Source organism: Mycobacterium sp. NGS58 (genome assembly GCF_059812385.1).
Genome location: NZ_JCALCO010000031.1, coordinates 23,812 through 45,112 on the forward strand (window position 1 = coordinate 23,812; position 21,301 = coordinate 45,112).

A 21,301-nucleotide genomic window follows, 5' to 3' on the forward strand; every position below is an offset into this window, starting at 1 on the left:
GTTAACGATGGATCGACGGAAAGGCCGCGGGCACTGCTATGGGTAGGCACAGTGCGCCCGACCCTGACGACTTCGTCGACGAGCCTTTTCACGACGATGTCGTCGACGAGCCGTCTCGAGGTGACGAGGCAGGATATCGCCGCCGGGATGCCGGCCACGACGAGGAGGCCGATCTCTACTCGGACGGGGGTGACTATTCGGACGAGGGTGACTACCACCGCGACGATCGTCGGCATCCCGATGACGAGGGCCTCGCGGCGGATGACGACGACCTCTACGCTGCCGAGGATTCATTCGTAGACGGCACCGCCGATGACTACCCGGAGTTTCCGTCCCGGCGCACGGCCCCGGCGAGTCCGGAGCCACCGGCCTCGTCGCCGTCGCTCTTCCGTGGCGGGCATCGTGGGCTGGCCGACCGGCTGGGCGGTCATCGCAGCGAGGCCGGCCGCCGCGGCGTCAGCATCGGCGTGATCGTGGCACTGGTCGCGGTCGTCGTCGTGGTGGGAGCGGTGATCCTGTGGAGCTTCTTCGGGGATGCGTTGTCCAAGCGCTCGCACACGGCGGCCGGGCGCTGTTCGGGAGGCCAGGAGACGGTGGCGGTCGTCGCCGACCCGTCGATCGCCGATTCCGTTCAGCAATTGGCCGAAAGCTACAACAAATCCGCCGGGCCGGTCGGCGACCACTGCATGGTGGTGAGCGTCAAGCCGGCCAACTCCGATGCCGTGCTGAACGGATTCATCGGCAAGTGGCCCGCGGAACTGGGCGGCCAGCCGGCGCTGTGGATTCCGAGCAGTTCGATCTCGGCCGCGCGGCTCGCCGGGGCGACGGCCCAAAAGACCGTCACCGAGAGCCATTCGCTGGTCACCTCGCCGGTGGTGCTGGCCATCCGCCCCCAACTCGCGCCGGCCCTGGCCAACCAGAACTGGGCCGCGCTGCCCGGCCTGCAAACCAACCCGAATGCCTTGGCCGGGTTGAACTTACCCGGCTGGGGCTCGCTGCGTTTGGCGCTGCCGATGACCGGCAACGGGGACGCATCGTTTCTGGCCGGCGAGGCGGTGGCCGCCGCCTCGGTACCGCCCGGCGCCCCGCCGACGCAAGGCACCGGCGCAGTGCGTAGCCTGCTGAGCGCACAACCGAAACTGGCCGACAACTCCCTGACCGAGGCGATGAACTCGCTGTTGAAGCCCGGTGACCCAGCAACCGCCCCCGTGCACGCGGTCGTCACCACCGAGCAGCAGCTGTTCCAGCGTGGTCAATCGTTGTCAGACGCCAAGGGCGCCTTGGGTTTCTGGCTTCCACCGGGGTCAGCGGCGGTGGCCGACTACCCCGCCGTCCTGCTCAGCGGCTCGTGGCTGAGCCGAGAGCAGGCGTCGGCCGCCAGCGAGTTCTCCCGCTTCATGCAGAAGTCGGAGCAGCTGGCCAAGCTGGCGAAGGCGGGCTTCCGCGTCAACGGGGTCACACCGCCCAGCAGCCCGGTCACGAACTTCCCGGCGCTGCCCGCCGCGCTGTCGGTGGGCGACGAGCCGCTGCGGGCCACCCTCGCCGAGGCGATGGCGAGCCCGTCGAGCGGGCAGGCCACGACCATCATGCTCGACCAGTCGATGCCCGCGCAGGAAGGCGGAAAATCCAGGCTGGCCAACGTGGTCGGGGCGTTACAGGACAAGATCAAAGCGCTGCCCCCCACCGCGGTCGTCGGCCTGTGGACGTTCGACGGGCACGAGGGCCGTTCGGAAGTGGCGAGCGGGCCGCTGTCGGACGCCGTCAACGGCCAGCCGCGTTCGGCGGCACTGGCCGCCGCCCTGGACAAGCAATACTCGTCGGGCGGCGGTGCGGTGTCATTCACCACACTGCGGATGCTATATCAGGATATGCAAACCAATTACCATGCCGGCCAAACGAATTCGATTTTATTGATCACCGCCGGTCCGCACACCGACCAAACGCTGGACGGGCCGGGGCTGCAGGACTTCATCCGTAAGAGCGCTGATCCGGCCAAGCCGATCGCGGTGAATGTCATCGATTTCGGAGCCGACTCCGACCGGGCGACCTGGGAAGCGGTCTCCCAACTCAGTGGCGGTAGTTATCAAAACCTCGCGACGTCGGCGTCCCCCGACCTCGCCGCGGCGGTCAACACCTTTCTGAGCTGACGGCGTTCGCAGGCCTCGCTGCGGCCCTGAAACGACACACCCGGGGCAGCTCGACCGGCGGGACCGGTCAGGCAAAGGCCTCCACCGGCGGGCACGAGCAGACCAGATTGCGATCGCCGTAGGCGCCGTCGATGCGACGCACCGGCGGCCACACCTTGGGCCGAAACTCCTTACCCAGCGGATAGGCGGCCTGCTCCCGGGTGTAAGGGTGGTCCCAGTCGCCGATCACCAGGCACTCGGCCGTGTGCGGCGCGCCCCGCAACGGGTTGTCGTCGGCGGGCCACTCCCCCGCGCCAACCCGATCGATCTCGCCGCGGATGGCGATCATGGCGTCGCAGAACGCGTCGACTTCGGTCAGGGTCTCGCTCTCGGTGGGCTCCACCATCAGCGTGCCCGCCACCGGAAAACTCATCGTCGGAGCATGAAAACCGTAGTCCGCCAAGCGCTTTGCCACATCGTCAACGGTGACTCCGGTGGACTTGGTGATGCCCCGCAGGTCCAGGATGCATTCGTGGGCGACCATGCCGTTCTCGCCGGTGTAGAGCACCGGGAAGTACTCGTCGAGGCGCCGCGCGATGTAATTGGCCGATGTGATCGCCGTCAGCGATGCCGCGCGCAAGCCCTCGGCGCCCATCATCCTGATGTAGGCCCAGCTGATCGGGAGGATCGAGGCCGAGCCGTAGGGCGCCGCCGACACCGGGTGGCCGCCGGGAAGCTCGGGGGCGTGCGGATGTCCCGGGAGGAACGGCGCCAGATGCGAGCGCACCGCTACCGGCCCGACGCCGGGTCCGCCGCCGCCGTGCGGAATGCAGAACGTCTTGTGCAGATTCAGATGGCTGACATCGCCGCCGAACTTGCCTGGCCGCGCCAGCCCGACCAGCGCATTGAGGTTGGCGCCGTCGACGTAGACCTGACCCCCGGCGTCGTGTACGGCCGCACAGATCTCGGCGATGTCGTGCTCGTAGACGCCGTGCGTGGACGGATACGTGATCATCAGCGTCGAGAGGCGGTCGCGGTGCTCGCTGACTTTGGCGCGCAGGTCGTCGAGATCCACGTCGCCATTGGTGTGGCAGGCCACCACGACGACCCTCATCCCGGCCAGCGCCGCCGACGCCGCGTTGGTGCCGTGCGCACTGGATGGAATGAGGCAGATGTCGCGGTGCGGTTCGCCACGGCTGGCGTGGTAATCGTGAATGGCCAGCAGCCCGGCATACTCGCCCTGGGAGCCGGCGTTGGGTTGCAGCGAAACGGCGTCGTAACCGGTGATCTGCACCAGCCAGGTCTCCAGATCGGCGATCAGACGCCGCAGGCCGGGGGTGTCCGACGCGGGCGCGAACGGATGCTGGCGGGCGAATTCCGGCCAGGTGATCGGTTCCATCTCCGCGGCGGCGTTCAGCTTCATGGTGCAGGACCCGAGCGGAATCATGCTGCGGTCCAAGGCAATATCTTTGTCGGCCAGCGTGCGCAGGTAACGCATCATCGCCGTCTCGGTGCGGTACTGCGTGAACGCCGGATGGGTGAGGAACTCCGAGGTACGGCTGACGATGCCGGCGCAGACGGGCTCGGCGGCCGCGATCCCGAAGGCCTCGAGGACGGCGGCGACATGGTCGTCGGTGGTGACCTCGTCGCAGGCCACGGACACGTGGTCGTCGTCGACCCGCCAGAGGTTGATGCCCTTGGCCTTGGCCGCGGCTATCACCTCGGCGGCGCGTCCGGGCACCCGGGCCAGCACGGTGTCGAAGTACTTGTCGTGCACCAGCGCATCGCCGAGCGCGGCGGCGATCGCCTCGGCGTGACCGTGCACGCGGCGCGCCATCGCGGTCAGGCCCTCGGCGCCGTGGTAGCTGGCGTACATCGCGGCCATCACCGCCAGCAGCACCTGCGCGGTACAGATGTTGCTGGTCGCCTTATCGCGGCGGATGTGCTGCTCGCGGGTCTGCAACGCCAGCCGGTAGGCGGGCGACCCGTCGGCATCCAGCGACACACCGACCAGCCGGCCTGGCAGCTGGCGCGCGTGGTTGGCGTGCACCGCCAGATAGCCGGCGTGTGGCCCGCCGAATCCCATTGGCACACCAAATCTTTGGGTGGTTCCGAAGGCGACGTCCGCGCCGATCTCGCCGGGAGGGGTTATCAGCGTCATGGCGAGCAGGTCGGCGCCGATGGCGATCAGTGCGCCCCGGTCGCGCGCCTGCTGAACCAGGCCCGACCAGTCGGTGACCCGGCCGCTGGCCCCGGGCAGCTGGGCGATGACGCCAAAGAAGTCGCCGTCGGGAACACCGCTGCGCAGGTCGGCGGTGACGATCTCGATGCCCAGCGGCTTGGCCCGGGTGGCCAGGATGGCCGCGGTCTGGGCGAAGACGTCGGCGTCCACCGCCAGGCGGTTGGACTTGCCGCGCGCCGCGCGGTGCATCAACGTCATGGCCTCGGCCGCCGCGGTGCCCTCATCGAGCATCGACGCATTCGCGACCTCGAGACCCGTGAGGTCGGCCACCATCGTCTGAAAGTTCAGCAGCGCCTCGAGCCGGCCCTGGCTGATCTCCGGCTGGTACGGCGTGTAGGCGGTGTACCAGGCCGGGTTCTCCAAGATGTTGCGCAGCAACACCGGAGGCGTGAGCGTGTCGTAGTAGCCCTGCCCGATCATGGACACGGCCACTGTGTTGGCCTCCGCCAGCGACCGCAGCTCGGAAAGCGCCTCGGCCTCACTGGCCGGCGGCGGCAGCCGGTCGAGCCCCGGCGCGGCGCCACCGTCGGTCAGGCGGTCGAGGATCCCGGCCGGAACCGCCTTGGCGGCGAGCTCGTCCAGCGAGTCCACACCGATGACGGCCAGCATTGCGGCGACCGCCTGGCTGTCCGGACCGATGTGCCGAGCAGCGAAAGCGAATTGATCAGACACTGGAGCTCCTGAGTGGGCGGACGAAGACGTATCGGGGCAGAGGACTAGCGGCCCTCCCCCTCTGTCTTCACCCGTTCGCCGGGCGCCTGAGAGATTCGGCGCCCGATGCTGCCTGCGCGCCTTTCCCCATCGGCGGGTGCGGGCCACAGGGGCCCACACCGCTTTCCAGAGGCATCATGATCTCGTGCGGTCCGGGTGCCTGAGAGGTTGACGGAGAGGTGTTGCTCCTTCGGCGTCCGTGACTGGCAGCCACGAAACTCTCCCGCTCGAATGCGATGCGCCGCCCAGTTTACCCGGCCGCGCGAGGCCCGGTCGCGGGCGCGCCGTCAGCCGATCTTGCGGTCGCGGTGCTTGCGCCGGGACGCCAGTTCGTCCTCGGGCTCGGCGATCGACTCGCCGCCGTCGGCTCGCTCGCCGGGGAAGTCCGCGATGACACCGGTCAGCTCGCGCATGGCGCCCGACACGGCGATGCCGAAGACGCCCTGTCCGCCCTGCAGCAGGTCGACGACCTCTTCGGCCGACGTGCACTCGTAAACGGTGGTGCCGTCGGAGAAAAGGGTGATGTTGGCCAGGTCCTGGACACCGCGCTGACGCAGGTGATCGACGGCGACGCGGATGTTGTGCAGCGAGATCCCGGTATCGAGCAACCGCTTGACGATCTTGAGGACCAGGATGTCCTTGAACGAATAGAGCCGCTGGCTGCCGGAGCCGGCCGCGCTGCGGATCGACGGGACCACCAGCGAGGTGCGTGCCCAGTAGTCCAGCTGCCGGTACGTGATGCCGGCGATCTGGCAGGCGCTCGGACCGCGGTAGCCGACCAGCTCGTCGGGAACGGAGTCGTCCGGGAATAGGCCGGGCTGCACGGGTGCGCTGGCTACGGTGACGCTGCGGTCACTGGTCGCCGGGCTGCCGCTCTCGGTCAAGTTGAGCTGCTCTTGGCGTGGCTGCTCGCTCACGGTGGTTCCTCTCCGCGATCGCGCTCTCGTCGTTAGCTGCGTCCCTGGCTGCAGTGCAGCCACGTTTGCTCAGGCCCGAGTGCTAGTAGAGCTTACGCTTTCCGATAGCCGCCGCGCCTGTAGTCGCGAACAAAGTATGGCCGCCGCGAGGCCAAGTGGGCGGGCTATCCACCAGCGTGTCGACATCATGGTGTGGGTTGAGACGGATCCGTGATGTCGCTTTCCAGGCTAAACCAGCCGCCCCGCCGTTCCCAAGTGCTGGTCCTGGCAGGTTTGCGCTAGGTGGCTTTGAAATCGTCCGGAGATACGCTATCGAGAAATTCTTTGAACTTCTCCACCTCGTCTTCCCGGACGGCGGTGCCCCCTTCCTCGTCGCTCTCGTCGGGGATCAGGAGCCCGGCCTGGGCCAGCACGCCTTCTTCGACGTAGATCGGAACGCCTACCCGCAACGCGATCGCCACCGAGTCGGACGGGCGGGCCGACACGGTGATGTTGCGGTCGAAAACCAGGTCAGCGTAGAAAGTGCCCTCTTGCAGATCGACGATCCGCACCTCTTTCAGCGAATGCCCAAGCGCGGCAATGACATCCCTGATCAGATCGTGGGTCAACGGGCGCGGGGGCTCAACGCCCTGCTGCTCGAGCGCGATGGCGGCGGCCTCCGACTGACCGATCCAGATCGGGAGGTAACGGTCACCGTTCGTTTCGCGCAGTAACAGCACCGGCTGGTTTTGCGGCTGCTCGACGCGAATGCCGACAACACGAACTTCACCCATTTGTGTCTGCCCTCCGCATTAGTGGCGCCGGATGCATTGGTAATCGCCGGGGACGGCGAGGTGAAAAGTCCGCCCTACCGCCGAAAACCAAGCTGTCGACCGAAGTCTAGTCCTCAGCGATCCAGAACGTCGCGAACGGCGGATTTGATCAACGACGTGTGCAACGTGATGGCGAGCGCCGCGACTTCGCGTGCCAAATCGTCGGCGCGGTCGCGCGCGCCGGCCTTGCCGGCTTTGACTACCGGACCGGCTATTTGCGCGATCAGGTCCGACTGCCGGTCGGCGGCCGAGCGGAACGCGCGCAGATGCCGCGGCTCGACACCGTAATCCGATAACGCCCGCGCACATTGCAGGATGACGACGGCGTGCTCGTCGAAGAAACCGCCGGGGCCGGTGGTGATGACTCCGGCCTTGAGTAGCGCGGTAAGCAGGTCGTCGTCCACTCCCGCGCGGTTCAGCAACTCCTCGCGGCTCAGCCGGACGTGGGTGGGCGCCACCGCGGAGGCGTCGGAGCCGGTGTCCGCGCCGGTTCCCGCCACCGACACCAGGCGCGGGGCGGAATAAGACGTTCGGACGGGCGGCAGCTCACCGTCGGGTTGGGCGTCCAATTGCGCCCTGATGACCTTCAGCGGTAGATAGTGATCACGTTGCGCGGTAAGGATGAACCGCAATCGCGCGCAGTCATACGCGGTGAACCTTCGATACCCCGACGCGGCCCGCTGCGGCGTCACCAGACCTTCGGCCTCCAAGAAGCGGATCTTGGAGATGGTGACATCGGGGAAGTCCGGCCTCAGCAGTTCCAGGACCGCCCCAATCGACATCCCGGCCAATGCCGAGCTATCGGGTGCGCTCACTCGCCTGAAGATCCTCCATCCTCACCCTGCTTGGGTCCGGTCAGAAACACCAAGCGGAACTTGCCGATCTGCACTTCGTCACCGTTGGCGAGCACCGCGGAGTCCACGGGCTCACGGTTGACGTAAGTGCCGTTGAGACTACCAACGTCAACCACGCTGAATTCGTTGTTTTCCAACCTGAATTCGGCGTGCCGACGGCTCACGGTCACGTCGTCGAGGAAAATGTCGCTGTCGGGGTGCCGACCGGCGGACGTGGTGGGCTGGTCCAGCAAAAACCGAGAGCCCGCGTTCGGTCCCCGCTTGACGACCAGCAACGCCGAGCCCGCGGGGAGTCCCTCGACTCCGGATACCGCACTCTCGGTTCCCGCTTGCGCGGGAGCGTCCAGCTCGTTGAGGAAGTCGGCACGAAAGACAGAAGTCGTCTCCACCGTGACTTCGTCCGAATTCTGGTCTTGAGGACTTCCTGAGTCCATGTCCGTCACGCGCTGCTCCTCACTGGCTGCTGTGGCGTTGTCTGACCGGGCCGCTCGGCCGGCTTTCGCACCAGGTTTCTTTGCCCGGTATGCCGATTACTGCCGTCTTCTACTTGCAAGTGTCTTTCACGTGTCTCTCAGCGATCTCCGAAGGTATTCAAAGGTCGATGTGTCGACGGTACCGCGCACCGGCTTGCAATGCGCCCACCACCTGACGATCCGAAACTTCGACTCCCCCGTACCCTGGCTGCACCGCTCGCTCGCGGTGCGGGGCTGCAGGGACATTAGCAATCGTCATTCGGTCAGCGTTCCGCGGTAGGCCTCAGCGTCCAGCAGCGAAGAAATGGCCGACTCCAATTCGCCGACTTCCGAGACCTGTACATCCAGCAACCAGCCGCCGCCGTACGGGTCGGAGTTCACCAGTTGCGGACTGCCGTCCAGATCGGTGTTCACCGCAGACACTTTGCCCGACACCGGGGCGTACAGGTCCGACACCGATTTCGTCGACTCGACCTCGCCGAACGATTCGCCCGCGGTCAGTTCGGTACCCACGTCGGGCAACTGAACGAAAACGACATCGCCCAACGCCGACTGCGCAAAGTCGGTAATGCCCACTCGCACGGTGTCATCCCCGCTTCGGCGAACCCATTCATGTTCGGCGGTGTAGCGCAGGTCGGGCGGGATATCGCTCACGGGTGATCCTGTTCTGTTCGGGCGGTGCTCACTTGACGGGCTGAGCGTATTGGTGCGGTTTTGGTTGCCGCAAGGTGGTCACGTCCACGCGGTCGGCCTGCTGGACGGACATTCGCGCACCGACGCGCTTGACCGTGTCCTGCGCGCCGCCGGGAATGTTCATGGCCGCCGCCAGGGTGGGTGGATCGCCAATCGCCAGAATCGAATACGACGGCGACAGTGTTTTGGTGTCGATGATCAGCGACCCAGGCGTACCCACCACCCACGTGTCGACACCTACTCGCACCGATTGGTGCGCATCGTTGACTTCGATCGCCTCGGCGCCGGCGGCCCGCAACTCGTTGATCACGTCAAGCATCGCCTCGGGCGACACACCGGGTGCGGGGTCGTCGATGGTGACGGTGACGCCGGGCCCGGTGGTGCCGACCGCCCCGACCAGAATGGACAGCGCCGCGAGCCGGGACTGCGCGGACTGGATGGCGGCCTGGTCGTTGTTTCCGGACGCCTGCAAGGAATTCAGCGTGTTCTGCAGCTCGTTCACCTCGGCGTTGAGCGTGCCTTCGCGCTGTCGCAACGAATCCAGCAGCACCAGAAGGTCTGCGGGCCGGGCCGTCTCGAGTGAATCACCCGACTCGGTCTGGCGAACCTGGGTGACGATCGCTAGGCCCAGCAGCAGGCACAGCATGGCGGCCAGCGTTCCGAAGGCCATGCGGGACCGTCCGCCGCGCACCATGCCGGACAGCCCGGTCCGGTGCACCGCGCCGATGTCGGGGCGCGGACTGTTGGCGGCCAATTCGTGGCGGCCGCGCGGCACACCCGGTTCCGGCGTCGCGCCGGTCCCCGAGCGACCGGGCTCGGTTGGCCCGTCGCCACTTCGACCGCCGCCGGCACGTTGGCCGGCGGCGCGGTCTGGCGGATCCTGGCTCACGTTGACCCCAACTGCTTCACGCCCCGAACAGCCTACGGCGCAGGGCGGCGGCGTTGCCGAAGATGCGGATACCCAGCACGACAATGATGGCCGTCGACAACTGCGTGCCCACGCCCAGTTGATCGCCGACATAGACGATCAGGGCGGCCACGAACACGTTGAACACGAAGGAAATCACGAAGACCTTCGGGTCGAAAATCCGTTCCAGATATGCACGTAACCCGCCGAACACCGCGTCCATCGCCGCGACCACCGCGATCGGTAGGTACGGCTGCACGACCTCTGGCACCGCGGGGTGAAGAACCAGGCCGAGCACGATGCCGATCGCCAGTGCTGCGATGCCGATCATGCCCTGATTCCCGTCCGCGCTTCGCACAGGGGAACGTGTCTGTTGAGGACTTTTCTCACTGTGGCCCAATCTGCTTGGCGAACTTGACATCCCGGATCGATCCGGCAGGGAGCGTCAGACCGTCGGCGGCGTCCACCGTAACCACGACGCCGTAGGAGATCTGCAACAGCCTCAGCCGCTGCATGCCCGCGCTGTTGTCGAGCACATCGCGCATCGCCCGCGCCGGCCCGATCGCCAGGACCGTGTACGGACTGCTCGTCGGGTTGTTGTCGACCAGGATCGCCCCGCCGGCCTGCCGGATGGTCACATTCGGCCCGATCCGCACACCGCCGACGGAAATGGCCTCGGCACCGCTCGCCCACAACGAGTTGACCAGCAGCTGCAGATCGCGGTCCAGGATGATCTGTCTGCTGCCGGTGACCCGCTGCTTGGACACGTCGGAGAGGTTCGGGCCGGCGCCGGGGTCGGTGACGGTCACCTTCAGGCCCGGCCCGATGATCGCGGTGCTGGCGGCGGCCAGGCTGAGCGCGTCAAGCCGTTTCAATAGCCGCCGCCCCTCGGCGTCTTCTGCCAGGGCATGGCGCTGCACGGCGTCGACGCGCGTCGCCAGCTCGCCGCGGCGCTGGTTCAGCTTGGCCGCGGAGGATTCCGTGGATCGCACATTGCCCAACAGCAGTTGCTGGGCGGAGCGCACGCCGGGCGCCACCGAGCGGGCCTGCGCGACGGCGGCGGCGAAAACTGTCGCGATCAGCAGTGCCGCCGCGGCCTGCCAGAGCCAACCCACCGCCCGCTGGCGTCCGCTGCGTGGCGTGTCGGCGATGCCTCGTCTGGCCGCCGCCGCGGCATAGCCGGGATCGAGGTGCTCGGACAGCAGCGCCCGCAACAGCGACGGCACTGGGATCCGTTTGGGCCGCGACGCCACATGGGCACCGTGACCGGCATTGGGGTCATATCCGCCGAGCAGACGGTCCGCGTCAGCCATGGTCAGCCAACTTCGCCGCGGCCGACGGGCGAGAACCACGGTCGACCTTGGGCATGCGTCGCAGCACGAGAATCATCTGCACCGCATACTGCACGAACGCCCACAGGTAGGCGTACAGACCCCAGATCAGGAAGGCCCACCCGCAGGCCCCGATCACGCGGCTCCACAGCGCGTGCCAGGTGCCCAGCAGCACCAGCGGGAAGCCGGACATCAGCGCGAATGTCGCGGCCTTGCCGATGTAGGTCACCGGCAACGCGGACAGCCCCCGACTCCACAGCAGCGGCAGCGTGGTTGCCAACAGACCGTCGCGCGCGAGCAGGACGACGACGAACCACCACGGCACTATCCCGTCGAAGGCCAGCACGACGGGCACCGCGACCATGTAGAGGCGGTCGACGGCCGGGTCGAGCAGCACACCCAGTCGCGAGGACTGGTTGAGTAGCCGGGCGATCTTGCCGTCGGCCCAGTCCGAGGCGCCGCTGAACATCAGGATCGCGACCGCCCATCCGTTGGCGTGCGCGACCACCAGGGCGTAAACGAACACCGGGATCAGCGCCAGGCGGACAGCGCTGAGCGCGTTGGGCACCGTCAGCACCCGGTTGGGCGGAAGCACCGGCTCCATGAGCCGTGACCTTAACGCGGAAGGGATGCGGCGCGCAGCACGGATTAGCGGAAGACCCCGGGCAGGCTCAGGGTGGACAGCGTGTCGTCCGACAGCGGGTTGTCGTTGACCATGTACGTCCACGTCGACGTCGGCCGCGCCAGCTTGGACAGGTCCAGCCCGGGCTCCTCCTCGAGCACGTTCGCGGTTTCGAACGTCTGCTGGGCCGCCTCGATCGCGTCCGCGGCCAGCGACGCGAACGCGTCCACGGCCAACCGGTGGAACTCGTCCAGTGGATTCTGCCGGCCCAGCGCTCGCAGATGGATGCTCTCCCGGATGTCGGCCAGGTACGCCAGATGGTCGGCCCAGCCGCGGTCGAGGTGATAGAGCATGATCTGGCGGCAGATCGTCTCCAGGCGCTGTTCGGAGATTCCTTCGGTCTTGGCCAGCTCCTCGTAGCGCTTCGGCGCCAGCTCGGCGAGTTCCTCACGCGCGGTCGGGTTGCGCAGCAACGTGTTACGCCGATCGACGATGATGGCGCGCTGCTGGGCGATCAACTGGTTGTAGCGCCAGGTGTTCGCGTGGACGTCCAGCATGCGGCCCTCGGCCACGCGCTGCGCGTGGTCGAGCAGGCCCGCCGCCTTGGGGCTGACGATCTTGCCGTCCTCGTCGGTTTCGGTGGGCAGCTTGTTGTGGTCGAGGTTGGCGGCCACCACGTCGTCTTCCCAACTCGAGAAGAACACCGAGGACCCCGGATCGCCCTGCCGCCCGGCGCGCCCCCGCAGCTGGTTGTCCAGACGCTGGGTGTGGTGCCGGCCGGTCCCGACGACGTGCAGCCCGCCCAGCTCGGCGACCCGGTCGTGATCTGCTTCGTCGGAGCCGCCGAGGCGGATGTCGGTGCCGCGCCCGGCCATCTGCGTCGAGACGGTGACGACGCCGAACTTGCCGGCCTCGGCGATCACCTGGGCTTCCTCGGCATCGTTTTTGGCGTTCAGCACCACCGCGGGTACGCCGCGGCGCAGCAGCCGCTCGTGCAGGTCCTCGGATTCGGCCACGTCGCGGGTGCCCACCAGTACCGGCTGCCCGGTCTCGTTCACCTCCGCGATGTGGGCGACGATCGCGTCGTTCTTGGCCGCGGCGGTGATGTAGACCCGGTCGGATTCGTCTTCCCGAATGTTGGGCTCGTTCGGCGGAATCGGTGACACACCGAGCTTGTAGAACTGGCGCAGCTGCTCACCGGCGGCCAGTGCGGTGCCCGTCATGCCGCAGACCGTCGCGTAGCGGTTGATCAGCGCCTGCACGGTGATGGTGTCCAGCACCTCACCGGTCTCGGTGGTCTCGATGCCCTCCTTGGCCTCCACGGCAGCCTGCAGGCCGTCGGGCCAGCGCTGCAATTGCGCGATGCGCCCGCGTGCGGCATTGATCAGGTGTACCGCGTCGTCGCGGACGATGTAGTGCACGTCGCGCTGCAGCAGCACGTGCGCGTGCAGCGCGACGTTGATCTCGGTCAGCGTGGTGACGACATGTTCCTCGGAGTACAGGTCGATTCCGCCGAGCGCCTTTTCGACCTTGCGGGCACCGACCTCGGTCAGGTGGACATTGCGGCTGTCGGCGTCCGTGTCGTAATCGGTGCCCGCCTCCAGCTGGCCGGCCAGCTCGATGATCTCCAGCCGCGGCGTCTCCCGGTGCGTGGTGCCGGCCAGCACGAGCGGCACCAGCGCCTCGTCGACCAGCACCGAGTCGGCCTCATCGATCAGGGCCACATCGGGATTCGGCGACACCAGGTCGGCGACGTCGGTCACCAGCTGATCGCGCAGCACGTCGAAGCCGATCTCGTTGACCGACGCGTACGTCACGTCGCAGGCGTACGCGGCCCGGCGTTCGTCGCTGGTCGACTCCGCGGTGATCCAGCCGACGGTCAAGCCCATCGCTTCGATGACGGGGCCCATCCATTCCGCGTCGCGGCGGGCCAGGTAGTCGTTGATGGTTACGACGTGTACGTGCCGCCCGGCCAGCGCGTAGCCGGCCGCCGCGATCGCGCCCGCGAGCGTCTTGCCCTCACCGGTGGCCATCTCGATGACGTCGCCCGCGAGCATGCGCAGCGCGCCCAGCAGCTGAACGTCGAACGGGCGCAACCCACTCGCCCGCTCGGCGGCCTCCCGGGCGATGGCAAGGAACTGCGGGATGTCCGCGGAATCCGCCAGGTCATCGAGATCGAGCAGCCCGGCCGCCTTGCGTAGCTGCTCGTCGGTCAGTCCGGCCGCCTCGTCGTCATACTCCGACGAGTCGTTGACCTGGGTGAGAGAGCGGTTGCGATCCTTTTCGGTGCTGGCGCCGAGCATCTTCCAAAAGCGGCTGCTCAACTTGCCGGGTTGGGCACGGGTCGTCTTAGGCACAGGTCAACGGTACGCGGTGGGCCGCCGCGCGGACTCAGGCCAGTCGGTGGCGATGCAGGCCGCGCTGGCGGAACCGGCCAGCCCCGAAGCGGCGACCCGACTCATCAGGCGAGGTTGGAGCGGCGCGGATAGGCGACGTCGGGATCGGTGAGCACATTCACGACAGCGGGCCGCCCGCTGGCGAAGGCGCGTTCCAGCGCCGGCCGCAGTTCAGCGGGCGCCGCGACCAGTTCGCCGTGGCCGCCCAGGGCGCGCGCCACCTCGTCGTAACGCGTTCCCGGGCGCAGCTCCGCCACCACCGAATAGCCGTACAAGGCCTCCATGGGATGTTTCTCCAGACCCCAGATTCCGTTGTTGCCGATCACGGACACCACCGGCACGTTGTGCCGAACCAGTGTGTCCCACTCCATGCCGCTGAAGCCGAACGCGCCGTCGCCCTGCAGCAGCACCACCTGGCGGTCGGGACAGGCCAGCTTGGCAGCCAGCGCGTAGCCGGGGCCCGAGCCCAGGCACCCGAAGGGGCCGCTGTCCAGCCAGCAACCCGGTTGATAGCTGTCGATCACACGTCCCGCGTACGACCCGAAATCACCGGCGTCGATCACGACGATGGCGTCGCGATCCAGCATGGGTGCGAGCTCCGCATACACCCGCATCGGGTGCAGCGGGCTGCGGTCGTCGGCGAGTTCGGCCCTCTCCTTGGCGCGTGACTCGGTCTCGGCGGTTCGCAGCTCGCCGATCCAATCCCGATGCCCGGTGCCCGAGGCGGGCGCCAGCGCCGCGAGAATCGTCAACAGGTCACCGTAGAGCTCGGCCTGCACGGGTCGCGGATGGCGCCGTTCGGGTTCGACCCGGTCCGCCACGATGAGCTGGGTCTGAGCCCCGAACACCGCGCCGAAGCCGAGCCGGAAATCCATGGGCACGCCGACAATCAACGCGACGTCGGCCTCCCCCAACGCTTTTCCGCGAACCCGGGAGAACGCCAACGGGTGATCGGCGGGCACCGCGCCGCGGGCCATTCCGTTCATCAGCACCGGGATCTGGAGTTCTTCGGCAAGGCGTAGTAGGGCCGCTTCGCCGCGCCCCCACCAGACGTTGGTGCCCGCCATGATCACCGGCCGCTTCGCCGCGGACAGCAGGGCGGCGGCGCGGCTCAGGGAGTCGCCGTCGGGGGCGGGCCCCGGCGGCAGGTCGGCGAGTGCGCCGGGCCGGCCGTCATCGTCGGACATGGAGAACACGTGGTCCATCGGGAAGTCGACGAAACTCACGCCCGACGGCGCACCGACCGCCGCGCGCAGTGCGTCGTCGACGAGCCGGCCGGCCTCGTCCGCCGACTGAGCGGTGGCGGCGAAACGGGCCAGTGGCGCCACGAACGGCACGTGGTCGATCTCCTGCAACGAGCCCATGCCCCAGCGCTGCGCCGGGGCCCGGCCGCCCAGCACCACCAGCGGCGACTGGTTCTGCTGCGCCGCGGCCATCGCGCTCATCCCGTTGGTGACGCCCGGCCCGGCGGTCAGCGCGGCCACGCCCGGCGACCTCGTCACTTTCGACCAGCCCTCGGCGGCGAACGTGGCGGTCTGCTCATGGCGGGTGTCGATCAGCCGGACCCCCTCGGCGCGGCATCCGTCGTAGATGGAGAACAGGTGACCGCCGGACAGCGTGAAGACGGTGTCGATACCGCTCGCCCGCAAGCGACGCGCGACAAGCCGGCCGGCGTGCAATGTTTGTGCGGGGACGGCGTCGGTAGTCATGACCGCAGCCTAGCCAGATCCGTCGGGTACCTTCGCCGAAGGATTTGAAGTCGAGGAGAGTCCGACCACCGCCGGTTAAGGAGGCACGACCGTGGGCTCGAAGCCGTTCACGCCATCGATCGACTGGTCGGCGGCACTCATGGATTCGTTGCGGTGGCTCGCCATAGCGTGGGCGATCGGCGCGGTTTGCCTTCTGGTCGTGCTGGTAGCCCTGCGCTACCTCACCCCATGGGGTCAGCAGTTCTGGCGGATCACCCGCGGGTACTTCGTCGGCTCGGCGAGCATCAAGGTGTGGCTGATGCTCGGCGTGCTGCTGTTCTCGGTTGTGCTGTCCGTGCGTCTCAATGTATTGCTCAGCTATCAGTCCAACGACTTGAGCACGGCGGTACAGATAGCGGTGCAAGGCATGGCGGCGGGCGAGGAGAGCGTCAAACAGTCTGGCGTTCACGGCTTTTGGATGTCGATCGCGATCTTCGTCCTGCTCGCGACGCTGTTTGTCATCCGGGTCATGGCGGACATCTACCTGACCCAGCGCTTCGTCATCGCCTGGCGTGTCTGGCTGACCGGCAACCTCACCGACGACTGGCTCGGCGGCAGGGCGTACTACCGGGACCTCTTCATCGACAACACCATCGACAACCCCGACCAGCGCATCCAGCAGGACATCGACATCTTCACCGCCAACGCCGGCGGCACTCCGAACGCGCCGACCAACGGTACGACCAACACGTTGCTCTTCGGAGCCGTCAACGCGATGGCCTCGGTGATCTCATTCGCCGCGATCCTCTGGAATCTGTCCGGCGACCTGACCATTGCCGGCGTCAACCTGCCGCGTGCCATGTTCTGGGTGGTGTTGATCTACGTGCTGGTGGCCACGGTGGTGGCGTTCTGGCTGGGGCGTCCGTTGATCTGGCTGAGCTTTAACAACGAAAAGCTCAATGCGGCATTCCGCTACGCCCTGGTCCGCTTGCGCGATGCAGCCGAGGCGGTGGGCTTCTACCGCGGTGAACGAGTCGAGCGCCGACAGCTGTGGCGCCGGTTCACGCCGATCATCGACAACTACCGCAAGTTCGTTCGCCGAACCATCATCTTCAACGGATGGAACTGGTCGATGACTCAGGCGATCGTGCCGCTGCCCTGGGTGATCCAGGCACCGCGGTTGTTCGCCGGCCGGATTCATTTCGGCGATGTCACCCAGACCGCGGTGGCCTTCGGCCAGATCGAGGAGTCGTTGTCGTTCTTCCGAAACAACTACGACGCGTTCGCCTCCTTTCGGGCCGCCATCATCCGATTGCACGGGCTGGTGGACGCCAACAGCAAGGGCCGCGCGCTGCCGAGCATTCTCGTCAAACCCAGTGAAGAGACGGCGGTCGAACTTCGCGGCATCGAGGTGCGCACGCCGGAGGGCGACCAACTGGTCGACTCACTGGACATTCAGCTCGACCACGGCGACACCCTGGTGATCACCGGCCGTTCCGGGGCCGGCAAGACGACGCTGCTGCGCAGCCTGGCCGAACTGTGGCCGTACGCCTCGGGAACCCTGTGCCGCCCGGAAGGCGACAACGCGACGATGTTCCTGTCCCAGCTGCCGTATGTGCCGCTCGGCAACCTGCGCACCGTGGTGGCCTATCCGAATTCACCGGACGACGTTTCCGATGAGCAGCTGCATGACGTGCTCACCAAGGTGGCGCTGGCGCCGTTGATCAACCGGCTGGACGAAGACCACGATTGGGCCAAGGTGCTCTCCCCCGGCGAGCAACAGCGGGTCGCCTTCGCGCGTATTCTGCTCACCAAACCGAAGGCGGTCTTCCTCGACGAGGCCACCTCCGCGCTGGACGAAGGCCTGGAATTCGCGCTCTATCAGATGGTTCGGGGCGAGCTGCCGGAGTGCGTCATGGTCAGCGTGAGCCACCGGCCCACCGTCGAGCAGCACCACGAGCAGGAGCTGCACCTGCTCGGCGGCGGCCCATGGCAGCTGGGTCCGGTCGACAAGGAACCTGCGCCGGTGTAGCGCCGCCTACGCTCCGGCGGCCCGTGCGGCCGCGTGCGCCCCGGCGCGCCGCCCGAAGAACGACCCCTCGCCCAGCTGCGTTCCGCTCGCGTAGCCCTTGCCGTCCTGGGCGAGGTTGGACGCGCACGCGCCCGCCGCATATAAACCGGGCACCACGGTGCCGTCGGCGCGCTGCACCTCGCCATCGAGTGTCACCGCGAGGCCGCCGATGGTGAATCCCGAATACATCGCGCGCCCCAGGGACAGATCGAACACCGCCCAGGGACCGTTGTCTTGTGGCGCAAGGAATTCCGGCTGCTTATGGAAATCCGGGTCTTCGCCCGCGGCGGCGTGCTTGTTGTAGCGGTCCAGCGTGGCAGCGAGGTTGCCCGCCGGAATGCCAAGCGCGGCCTCCATTTCCGCGATGGTCTCGTACCCGTCGAGGAAGCGGATCAACGGCATGGCCGGCATCTCGGTGTGCGCCTCATCGACGATCAGATACGCCGTCTGGTCGGGCTGCTCCAACACGAAAGCCGAAGTGCGCGAGTGGTAGGAGTCCTCGGTGACGAAACGCCGGCCCTCCTTGTTGACGATCACACCGGTCAGCAAGACCTCGGGCGGATACGCCGCGGCGGTGATGAACAGCTCGTCCATGTTCTTCGTCGCGCCGCCGGCCGAGACGCCCATCCGGATGCCCAGTCCGTCGTCGTTCGGGTTGCCCAGGATGTAGGGCGCCACGACGCCGTGATGCTTGGTGCGTCGCTCCTGACCCAGCGCGGGCGTGTGCTCGGCGACCATCTCCGGGTTCATCGCGAATCCGCCCGCCGCGATGATGACGGACTTGGCCTTGATCGCTCCGGTGTCGGTGAAGTGCTTCCACGCGACGCCGACCACGGTCCCGTCGTCGTTCAGGACCAGGTTGGTGACCCCGGTCTCGTAGCGGATTTGCACGCCCAGCGCGTCGGCCCGTTTGAGCAACAGGTCGACGACCATGCTCGCCCCGCCCAATTCGCCGGGCACCGGCACCGAGTGCCCGCGCGCCGCCGGCTTGGCACGCTCGCAGAAGGGCCAGACCTTTTCATTGCCGGTGTAGCTCAGACCCTCGGTGCCCGGCGGAACGACGACCTTGCCGGGGTAGTAGCTGCGTTCGAACTGAAAGCCCAAGTCTTCCAGCCAGTTGAAGTGCTCGACGCTGCCCTCGCAGTAGGCGCGGATCTTGTCGAGTTCGGGTTCACGCGACACCTCGACGAGGTAGGAGTACATCTCCTCGACGGAATCGTCTTGACCGGTCGCCTGCTGCACCGCGGTCCCGCCACCGAGGTAAAAGTGGCCCCCGGCAAGCGAAGTGGTGCCACCCGCGGCGGCCGCGCGTTCGAGCACCAGCACCCGCGCGCCGGCGGCTGCCGCGCTGACCGCAGCGCAGCCGCCCGCGATGCCGAACCCGATCACCACGACGTCGACCTCATCGGACCACGTGGTCACCTCGTCCGCACCGACTGTTGCCGGTATCTCTGTGCTCACTGGCGCAACTCCTCTCCCCTGCACGCGGGTGGGGGTACCTCCCACTTGTGGGGGCGTGTCTTCGCATCGCTTCCTTGGCGTGTATCGGCGCTGGCGCGCTTCACCGCTGCTCCTGTTTGATGTAGTCGTAAAACGCCCGCATCTCGGGCGAAACGTACGCAAGCTCGACGTACGGCACGCCCGCCTGCGGCGCTGACACGTAGGCGAATTGGATGCCGCCTGGCATCACGCCTCGCTGTACGACCGCGGCGCCGCGCTCGGCGGCCTCGGTCACCGCCGCCTCGAGTTGCGCGGGGCTGTCGACCTCCATGCAAATGTGGTGCAAGCCCGGCCCATGATCGGCCAAAAAGTTACTATAGATGTTCTCGCCGCGTACCGGTTGGATCAGTTCCAGTTGCATGTCGCCGAGGTAGCTCAGCGAGATGCTGGCAAAGAAGTCCGCGGGCCGGCCCTGGTAGCTGCATGCGTCCGGAGCAAAGTGCACGTCGGGTATGCGAATCCACTTCCGCACGCCTAACAGGCCGGTGAGGGCCGTTTCGGTGGCATCGAGGTCGGCGGTGACCCAGGCGATCTGCGTCGGTGATTCAACGGGGAGCGTCATCGTCTCGCAGAATAGTCCACTCTCGGCGCGGCCAGAAAGGGCCTATTCGACTTTGCCGTGGCGAGCTCGTCCGGTCGGCGGATCGGCGGGTGAACATGTTCTAATTCCGGTTTGCCCAAGGCCACCGCAAGGCGTCAATGCTGGCTTAGAACGCCGACCAGCAGTCGCAGCTGGGCCTCGAAGAGGGATTCCGGATCGGTCAGGGTATCGGCGCCGTATTGGCCGAACACCTCGAGGCTGATCGCGCCCAGCACGCCCGCCCACAGCAAGAAGCACTTGGCCAGGACCTGGTCATCCCCGGGGAATCCGAATTCATCGCGGATCCGTTCGAAGTCGGATGACATCGGTTGCGGGGCAAGATCGTTCGTCAGCCGGATATCGCCTGTGGCGATTCCGGCCGCCACCGCGTCGAACAGCACCGCGACAACCCGGGTGCCCACCGCGACCGTTCGCTCCGGAGGCGCGTGGTACCCGGGAACGGGACTGCCATACAGCAGGGCCCAGCCGGCCGGGTGTGCGACGGCCCAGCCACGGGCCGCCCGCGCGATGGCGACGACATCGTCGCTCCACAGGTCTCCGACCGTCTCGCGGGCGCGATCCACCGTGTCGGCCAGGTCGGAATAGGCGTCGACCAGCAGCAGGGTCAGCAATTCGTCGCGGCTGGACACGTAGCGGTACACCGCCGAGGACACCATGCCGAGGTCGCGGGCGATAGCCCGCACCGACAACCCGGCCGCCCCGCGCTCCACCAGCTGGCGGCGACCGAGTTCGACGATGCGTGCCTCAATCTGCTCACGCGATTCCTGGCGTTTGCCCACGCGGTCAGTCTGACACAAGCGAGAACACCGCTCTTGCTTTCCGCCGCGGGGTGTGGCAGCGTGTTCAAATCAGAGAGCACCGCTCTCGAATGTTCGACCAGTATTCGCTGAGAGGCCGCATCATGTCCACCCGATACGAAGAACCGAACCGGGCCGCCCGCGCCGCCAACGGGGTTATCCGCTGGCTCGCCGAAGCGGGGATCAGCATCGCCGGAACACGGGCGCTGCGCGTCCGCGGCCGCAAAACCGGGAAGCAACGCGCGGTGGTGATCAACTTGCTGACCGTTGACGGCGTGGACTACCTGGTGTCCCCGCGCGGCAACACCCAGTGGGCGCGCAATGTCCGGGCCGCATCCGTCGTCGAGGTGGGTCCCCGCTGGCGCCGGCGGCACATGCGGGCAAGTGAGATCGACGATGCGGCCAAGCCCGAGGTGCTGCGACGTTATCTGGCCAAGTGGTATTGGCAGGTCAAGGGCTATGTCGCCGGGTTGACGCCCGACAGCACCGACGAGCAATTCCGCGCCGCCGCACCTTCGATCCCGGTGTTCGCCCTGACGCCGGTGGGCACTGCGGGCTGA

The 21,301-nt window shown here is 67.2% G+C and carries 18 protein-coding genes and 2 riboswitches; of the genes, 3 read left to right on the forward strand and 15 right to left on the reverse strand.

Annotation, left to right across the window (positions count from 1 at the left end; genetic code table 11):
• Positions 1-38: 38 nt before the first annotated feature.
• The gene (locus tag AC5Y4H_RS23270; RefSeq protein WP_499985651.1) at positions 39-2,147 is read left to right on the forward strand and encodes a substrate-binding domain-containing protein; all 2,109 of its coding nucleotides are present in this window, start codon (positions 39-41) and stop codon (positions 2,145-2,147) included.
• A gap of 67 nt (positions 2,148-2,214) precedes the next feature.
• Here the strand turns inward: AC5Y4H_RS23270 and gcvP are convergent, their stop codons facing one another.
• The 12 genes from gcvP to AC5Y4H_RS23330 form a co-directional block, all read right to left on the reverse strand.
• Positions 2,215-5,040, reverse strand: a complete 2,826-nt coding sequence (gene gcvP, locus AC5Y4H_RS23275) for an aminomethyl-transferring glycine dehydrogenase (protein ID WP_499985654.1) — start codon at positions 5,038-5,040, stop codon at positions 2,215-2,217.
• Positions 5,041-5,091: 51 nt separating this feature from the next.
• Positions 5,092-5,217: riboswitch (glycine riboswitch) on the reverse strand.
• A riboswitch (glycine riboswitch) is annotated at positions 5,218-5,315 on the reverse strand. It abuts the riboswitch before it with no gap.
• A 51-nt stretch (positions 5,316-5,366) separates the two neighbouring features.
• Positions 5,367-5,996: a MerR family transcriptional regulator gene (locus tag AC5Y4H_RS23280; protein ID WP_499985657.1), complete on the reverse strand. Its 630-nt coding sequence runs from the start codon at positions 5,994-5,996 to the stop codon at positions 5,367-5,369.
• A 278-nt stretch (positions 5,997-6,274) separates the two neighbouring features.
• Complete coding sequence (locus tag AC5Y4H_RS23285) at positions 6,275-6,769, reverse strand: bifunctional nuclease family protein (protein ID WP_007771374.1); 495 nt, start codon at positions 6,767-6,769, stop codon at positions 6,275-6,277.
• Positions 6,770-6,882: 113 nt separating this feature from the next.
• Complete coding sequence (ftsR, locus tag AC5Y4H_RS23290; protein WP_499985663.1) at positions 6,883-7,623, reverse strand: transcriptional regulator FtsR; 741 nt, start codon at positions 7,621-7,623, stop codon at positions 6,883-6,885.
• Positions 7,620-8,096, reverse strand: coding sequence for a glycogen accumulation regulator GarA (garA, locus tag AC5Y4H_RS23295; RefSeq protein ID WP_499985722.1), 477 nt, complete (start codon positions 8,094-8,096; stop codon positions 7,620-7,622). The genes ftsR and garA overlap by 4 nt, the downstream gene beginning before the upstream one ends.
• Positions 8,097-8,390: 294 nt before the next feature.
• Positions 8,391-8,789, reverse strand: a complete 399-nt coding sequence (gene gcvH / locus AC5Y4H_RS23300) for a glycine cleavage system protein GcvH (RefSeq protein WP_499985666.1) — start codon at positions 8,787-8,789, stop codon at positions 8,391-8,393.
• Between the two features lie 28 nt (positions 8,790-8,817).
• Entirely contained in the window at positions 8,818-9,603 is a 786-nt protein-coding gene (locus AC5Y4H_RS23305; RefSeq protein ID WP_499985724.1) for a DUF881 domain-containing protein, read from the reverse strand.
• A gap of 130 nt (positions 9,604-9,733) precedes the next feature.
• On the reverse strand, positions 9,734-10,066 hold the full coding sequence (locus AC5Y4H_RS23310) for a small basic family protein (RefSeq protein ID WP_499985668.1): 333 nt from the start codon (positions 10,064-10,066) through the stop codon (positions 9,734-9,736).
• A gap of 55 nt (positions 10,067-10,121) precedes the next feature.
• Complete coding sequence (locus AC5Y4H_RS23315; protein WP_499985671.1) at positions 10,122-11,048, reverse strand: DUF881 domain-containing protein; 927 nt, start codon at positions 11,046-11,048, stop codon at positions 10,122-10,124.
• Positions 11,041-11,670 (reverse strand): CDP-alcohol phosphatidyltransferase family protein, encoded by a 630-nt coding sequence (locus AC5Y4H_RS23320; protein ID WP_499985673.1) that lies wholly within the window; start codon positions 11,668-11,670, stop codon positions 11,041-11,043. Before AC5Y4H_RS23320 ends, AC5Y4H_RS23315 begins: the two co-directional genes overlap by 8 nt.
• Positions 11,671-11,714: 44 nt before the next feature.
• Positions 11,715-14,045, reverse strand: a complete 2,331-nt coding sequence (gene secA2 / locus AC5Y4H_RS23325; protein WP_499985675.1) for an accessory Sec system translocase SecA2 — start codon at positions 14,043-14,045, stop codon at positions 11,715-11,717.
• Positions 14,046-14,149: 104 nt separating this feature from the next.
• On the reverse strand, positions 14,150-15,793 hold the full coding sequence (locus AC5Y4H_RS23330) for an acetolactate synthase (RefSeq protein WP_499985677.1): 1,644 nt from the start codon (positions 15,791-15,793) through the stop codon (positions 14,150-14,152).
• Positions 15,794-15,884: 91 nt separating this feature from the next.
• Here AC5Y4H_RS23330 and bacA point away from each other — a divergent pair, with 91 nt between their 5' ends.
• Complete coding sequence (gene bacA / locus AC5Y4H_RS23335; protein WP_499985680.1) at positions 15,885-17,804, forward strand: vitamin B12 ABC transporter pemease/ATP-binding protein BacA; 1,920 nt, start codon at positions 15,885-15,887, stop codon at positions 17,802-17,804.
• Between the two features lie 6 nt (positions 17,805-17,810).
• On the opposite strand, the gene AC5Y4H_RS23340 is transcribed toward bacA, so the two are convergent.
• The 3 genes from AC5Y4H_RS23340 to AC5Y4H_RS23350 form a co-directional block, all read right to left on the reverse strand.
• Positions 17,811-19,304 carry an FAD-binding protein gene (locus AC5Y4H_RS23340; protein ID WP_499985683.1) on the reverse strand — a complete coding sequence of 498 codons (1,494 nt, stop codon included), beginning with the start codon at positions 19,302-19,304 and terminating at the stop codon, positions 17,811-17,813.
• A 100-nt stretch (positions 19,305-19,404) separates the two neighbouring features.
• Positions 19,405-19,905 carry a VOC family protein gene (locus AC5Y4H_RS23345; protein ID WP_499985686.1) on the reverse strand — a complete coding sequence of 167 codons (501 nt, stop codon included), beginning with the start codon at positions 19,903-19,905 and terminating at the stop codon, positions 19,405-19,407.
• A 134-nt stretch (positions 19,906-20,039) separates the two neighbouring features.
• A complete protein-coding gene (locus AC5Y4H_RS23350; protein ID WP_499985687.1) occupies positions 20,040-20,723 on the reverse strand; it encodes a TetR/AcrR family transcriptional regulator in 684 nt (227 codons plus the stop codon).
• Between the two features lie 122 nt (positions 20,724-20,845).
• Between AC5Y4H_RS23350 and AC5Y4H_RS23355 the strand changes: the two genes are divergently transcribed.
• Positions 20,846-21,301, forward strand: coding sequence for a nitroreductase/quinone reductase family protein (locus AC5Y4H_RS23355; RefSeq protein ID WP_499985688.1), 456 nt, complete (start codon positions 20,846-20,848; stop codon positions 21,299-21,301).

Excerpts from the sequence above, each read along its gene's own strand:
- AC5Y4H_RS23270 (WP_499985651.1), top strand. The coding sequence starts at position 39 with ATGGGTAGGCACAGTGCGCCCGACCCTGACGACTTCGTCGACGAGCCT.
- AC5Y4H_RS23285 (WP_007771374.1), bottom strand. The coding sequence starts at position 6,769 with ATGGGTGAAGTTCGTGTTGTCGGCATTCGCGTCGAGCAGCCGCAAAAC.
- garA (WP_499985722.1), bottom strand. The coding sequence starts at position 8,096 with ATGGACTCAGGAAGTCCTCAAGACCAGAATTCGGACGAAGTCACGGTG.
- AC5Y4H_RS23310 (WP_499985668.1), bottom strand. The coding sequence starts at position 10,066 with ATGATCGGCATCGCAGCACTGGCGATCGGCATCGTGCTCGGCCTGGTT.
- AC5Y4H_RS23315 (WP_499985671.1), bottom strand. The coding sequence starts at position 11,048 with ATGGCTGACGCGGACCGTCTGCTCGGCGGATATGACCCCAATGCCGGT.
- AC5Y4H_RS23320 (WP_499985673.1), bottom strand. The coding sequence starts at position 11,670 with ATGGAGCCGGTGCTTCCGCCCAACCGGGTGCTGACGGTGCCCAACGCG.
- AC5Y4H_RS23330 (WP_499985677.1), bottom strand. The coding sequence starts at position 15,793 with ATGACTACCGACGCCGTCCCCGCACAAACATTGCACGCCGGCCGGCTT.
- AC5Y4H_RS23345 (WP_499985686.1), bottom strand. The coding sequence starts at position 19,905 with ATGACGCTCCCCGTTGAATCACCGACGCAGATCGCCTGGGTCACCGCC.
- AC5Y4H_RS23355 (WP_499985688.1), top strand. The coding sequence starts at position 20,846 with ATGTCCACCCGATACGAAGAACCGAACCGGGCCGCCCGCGCCGCCAAC.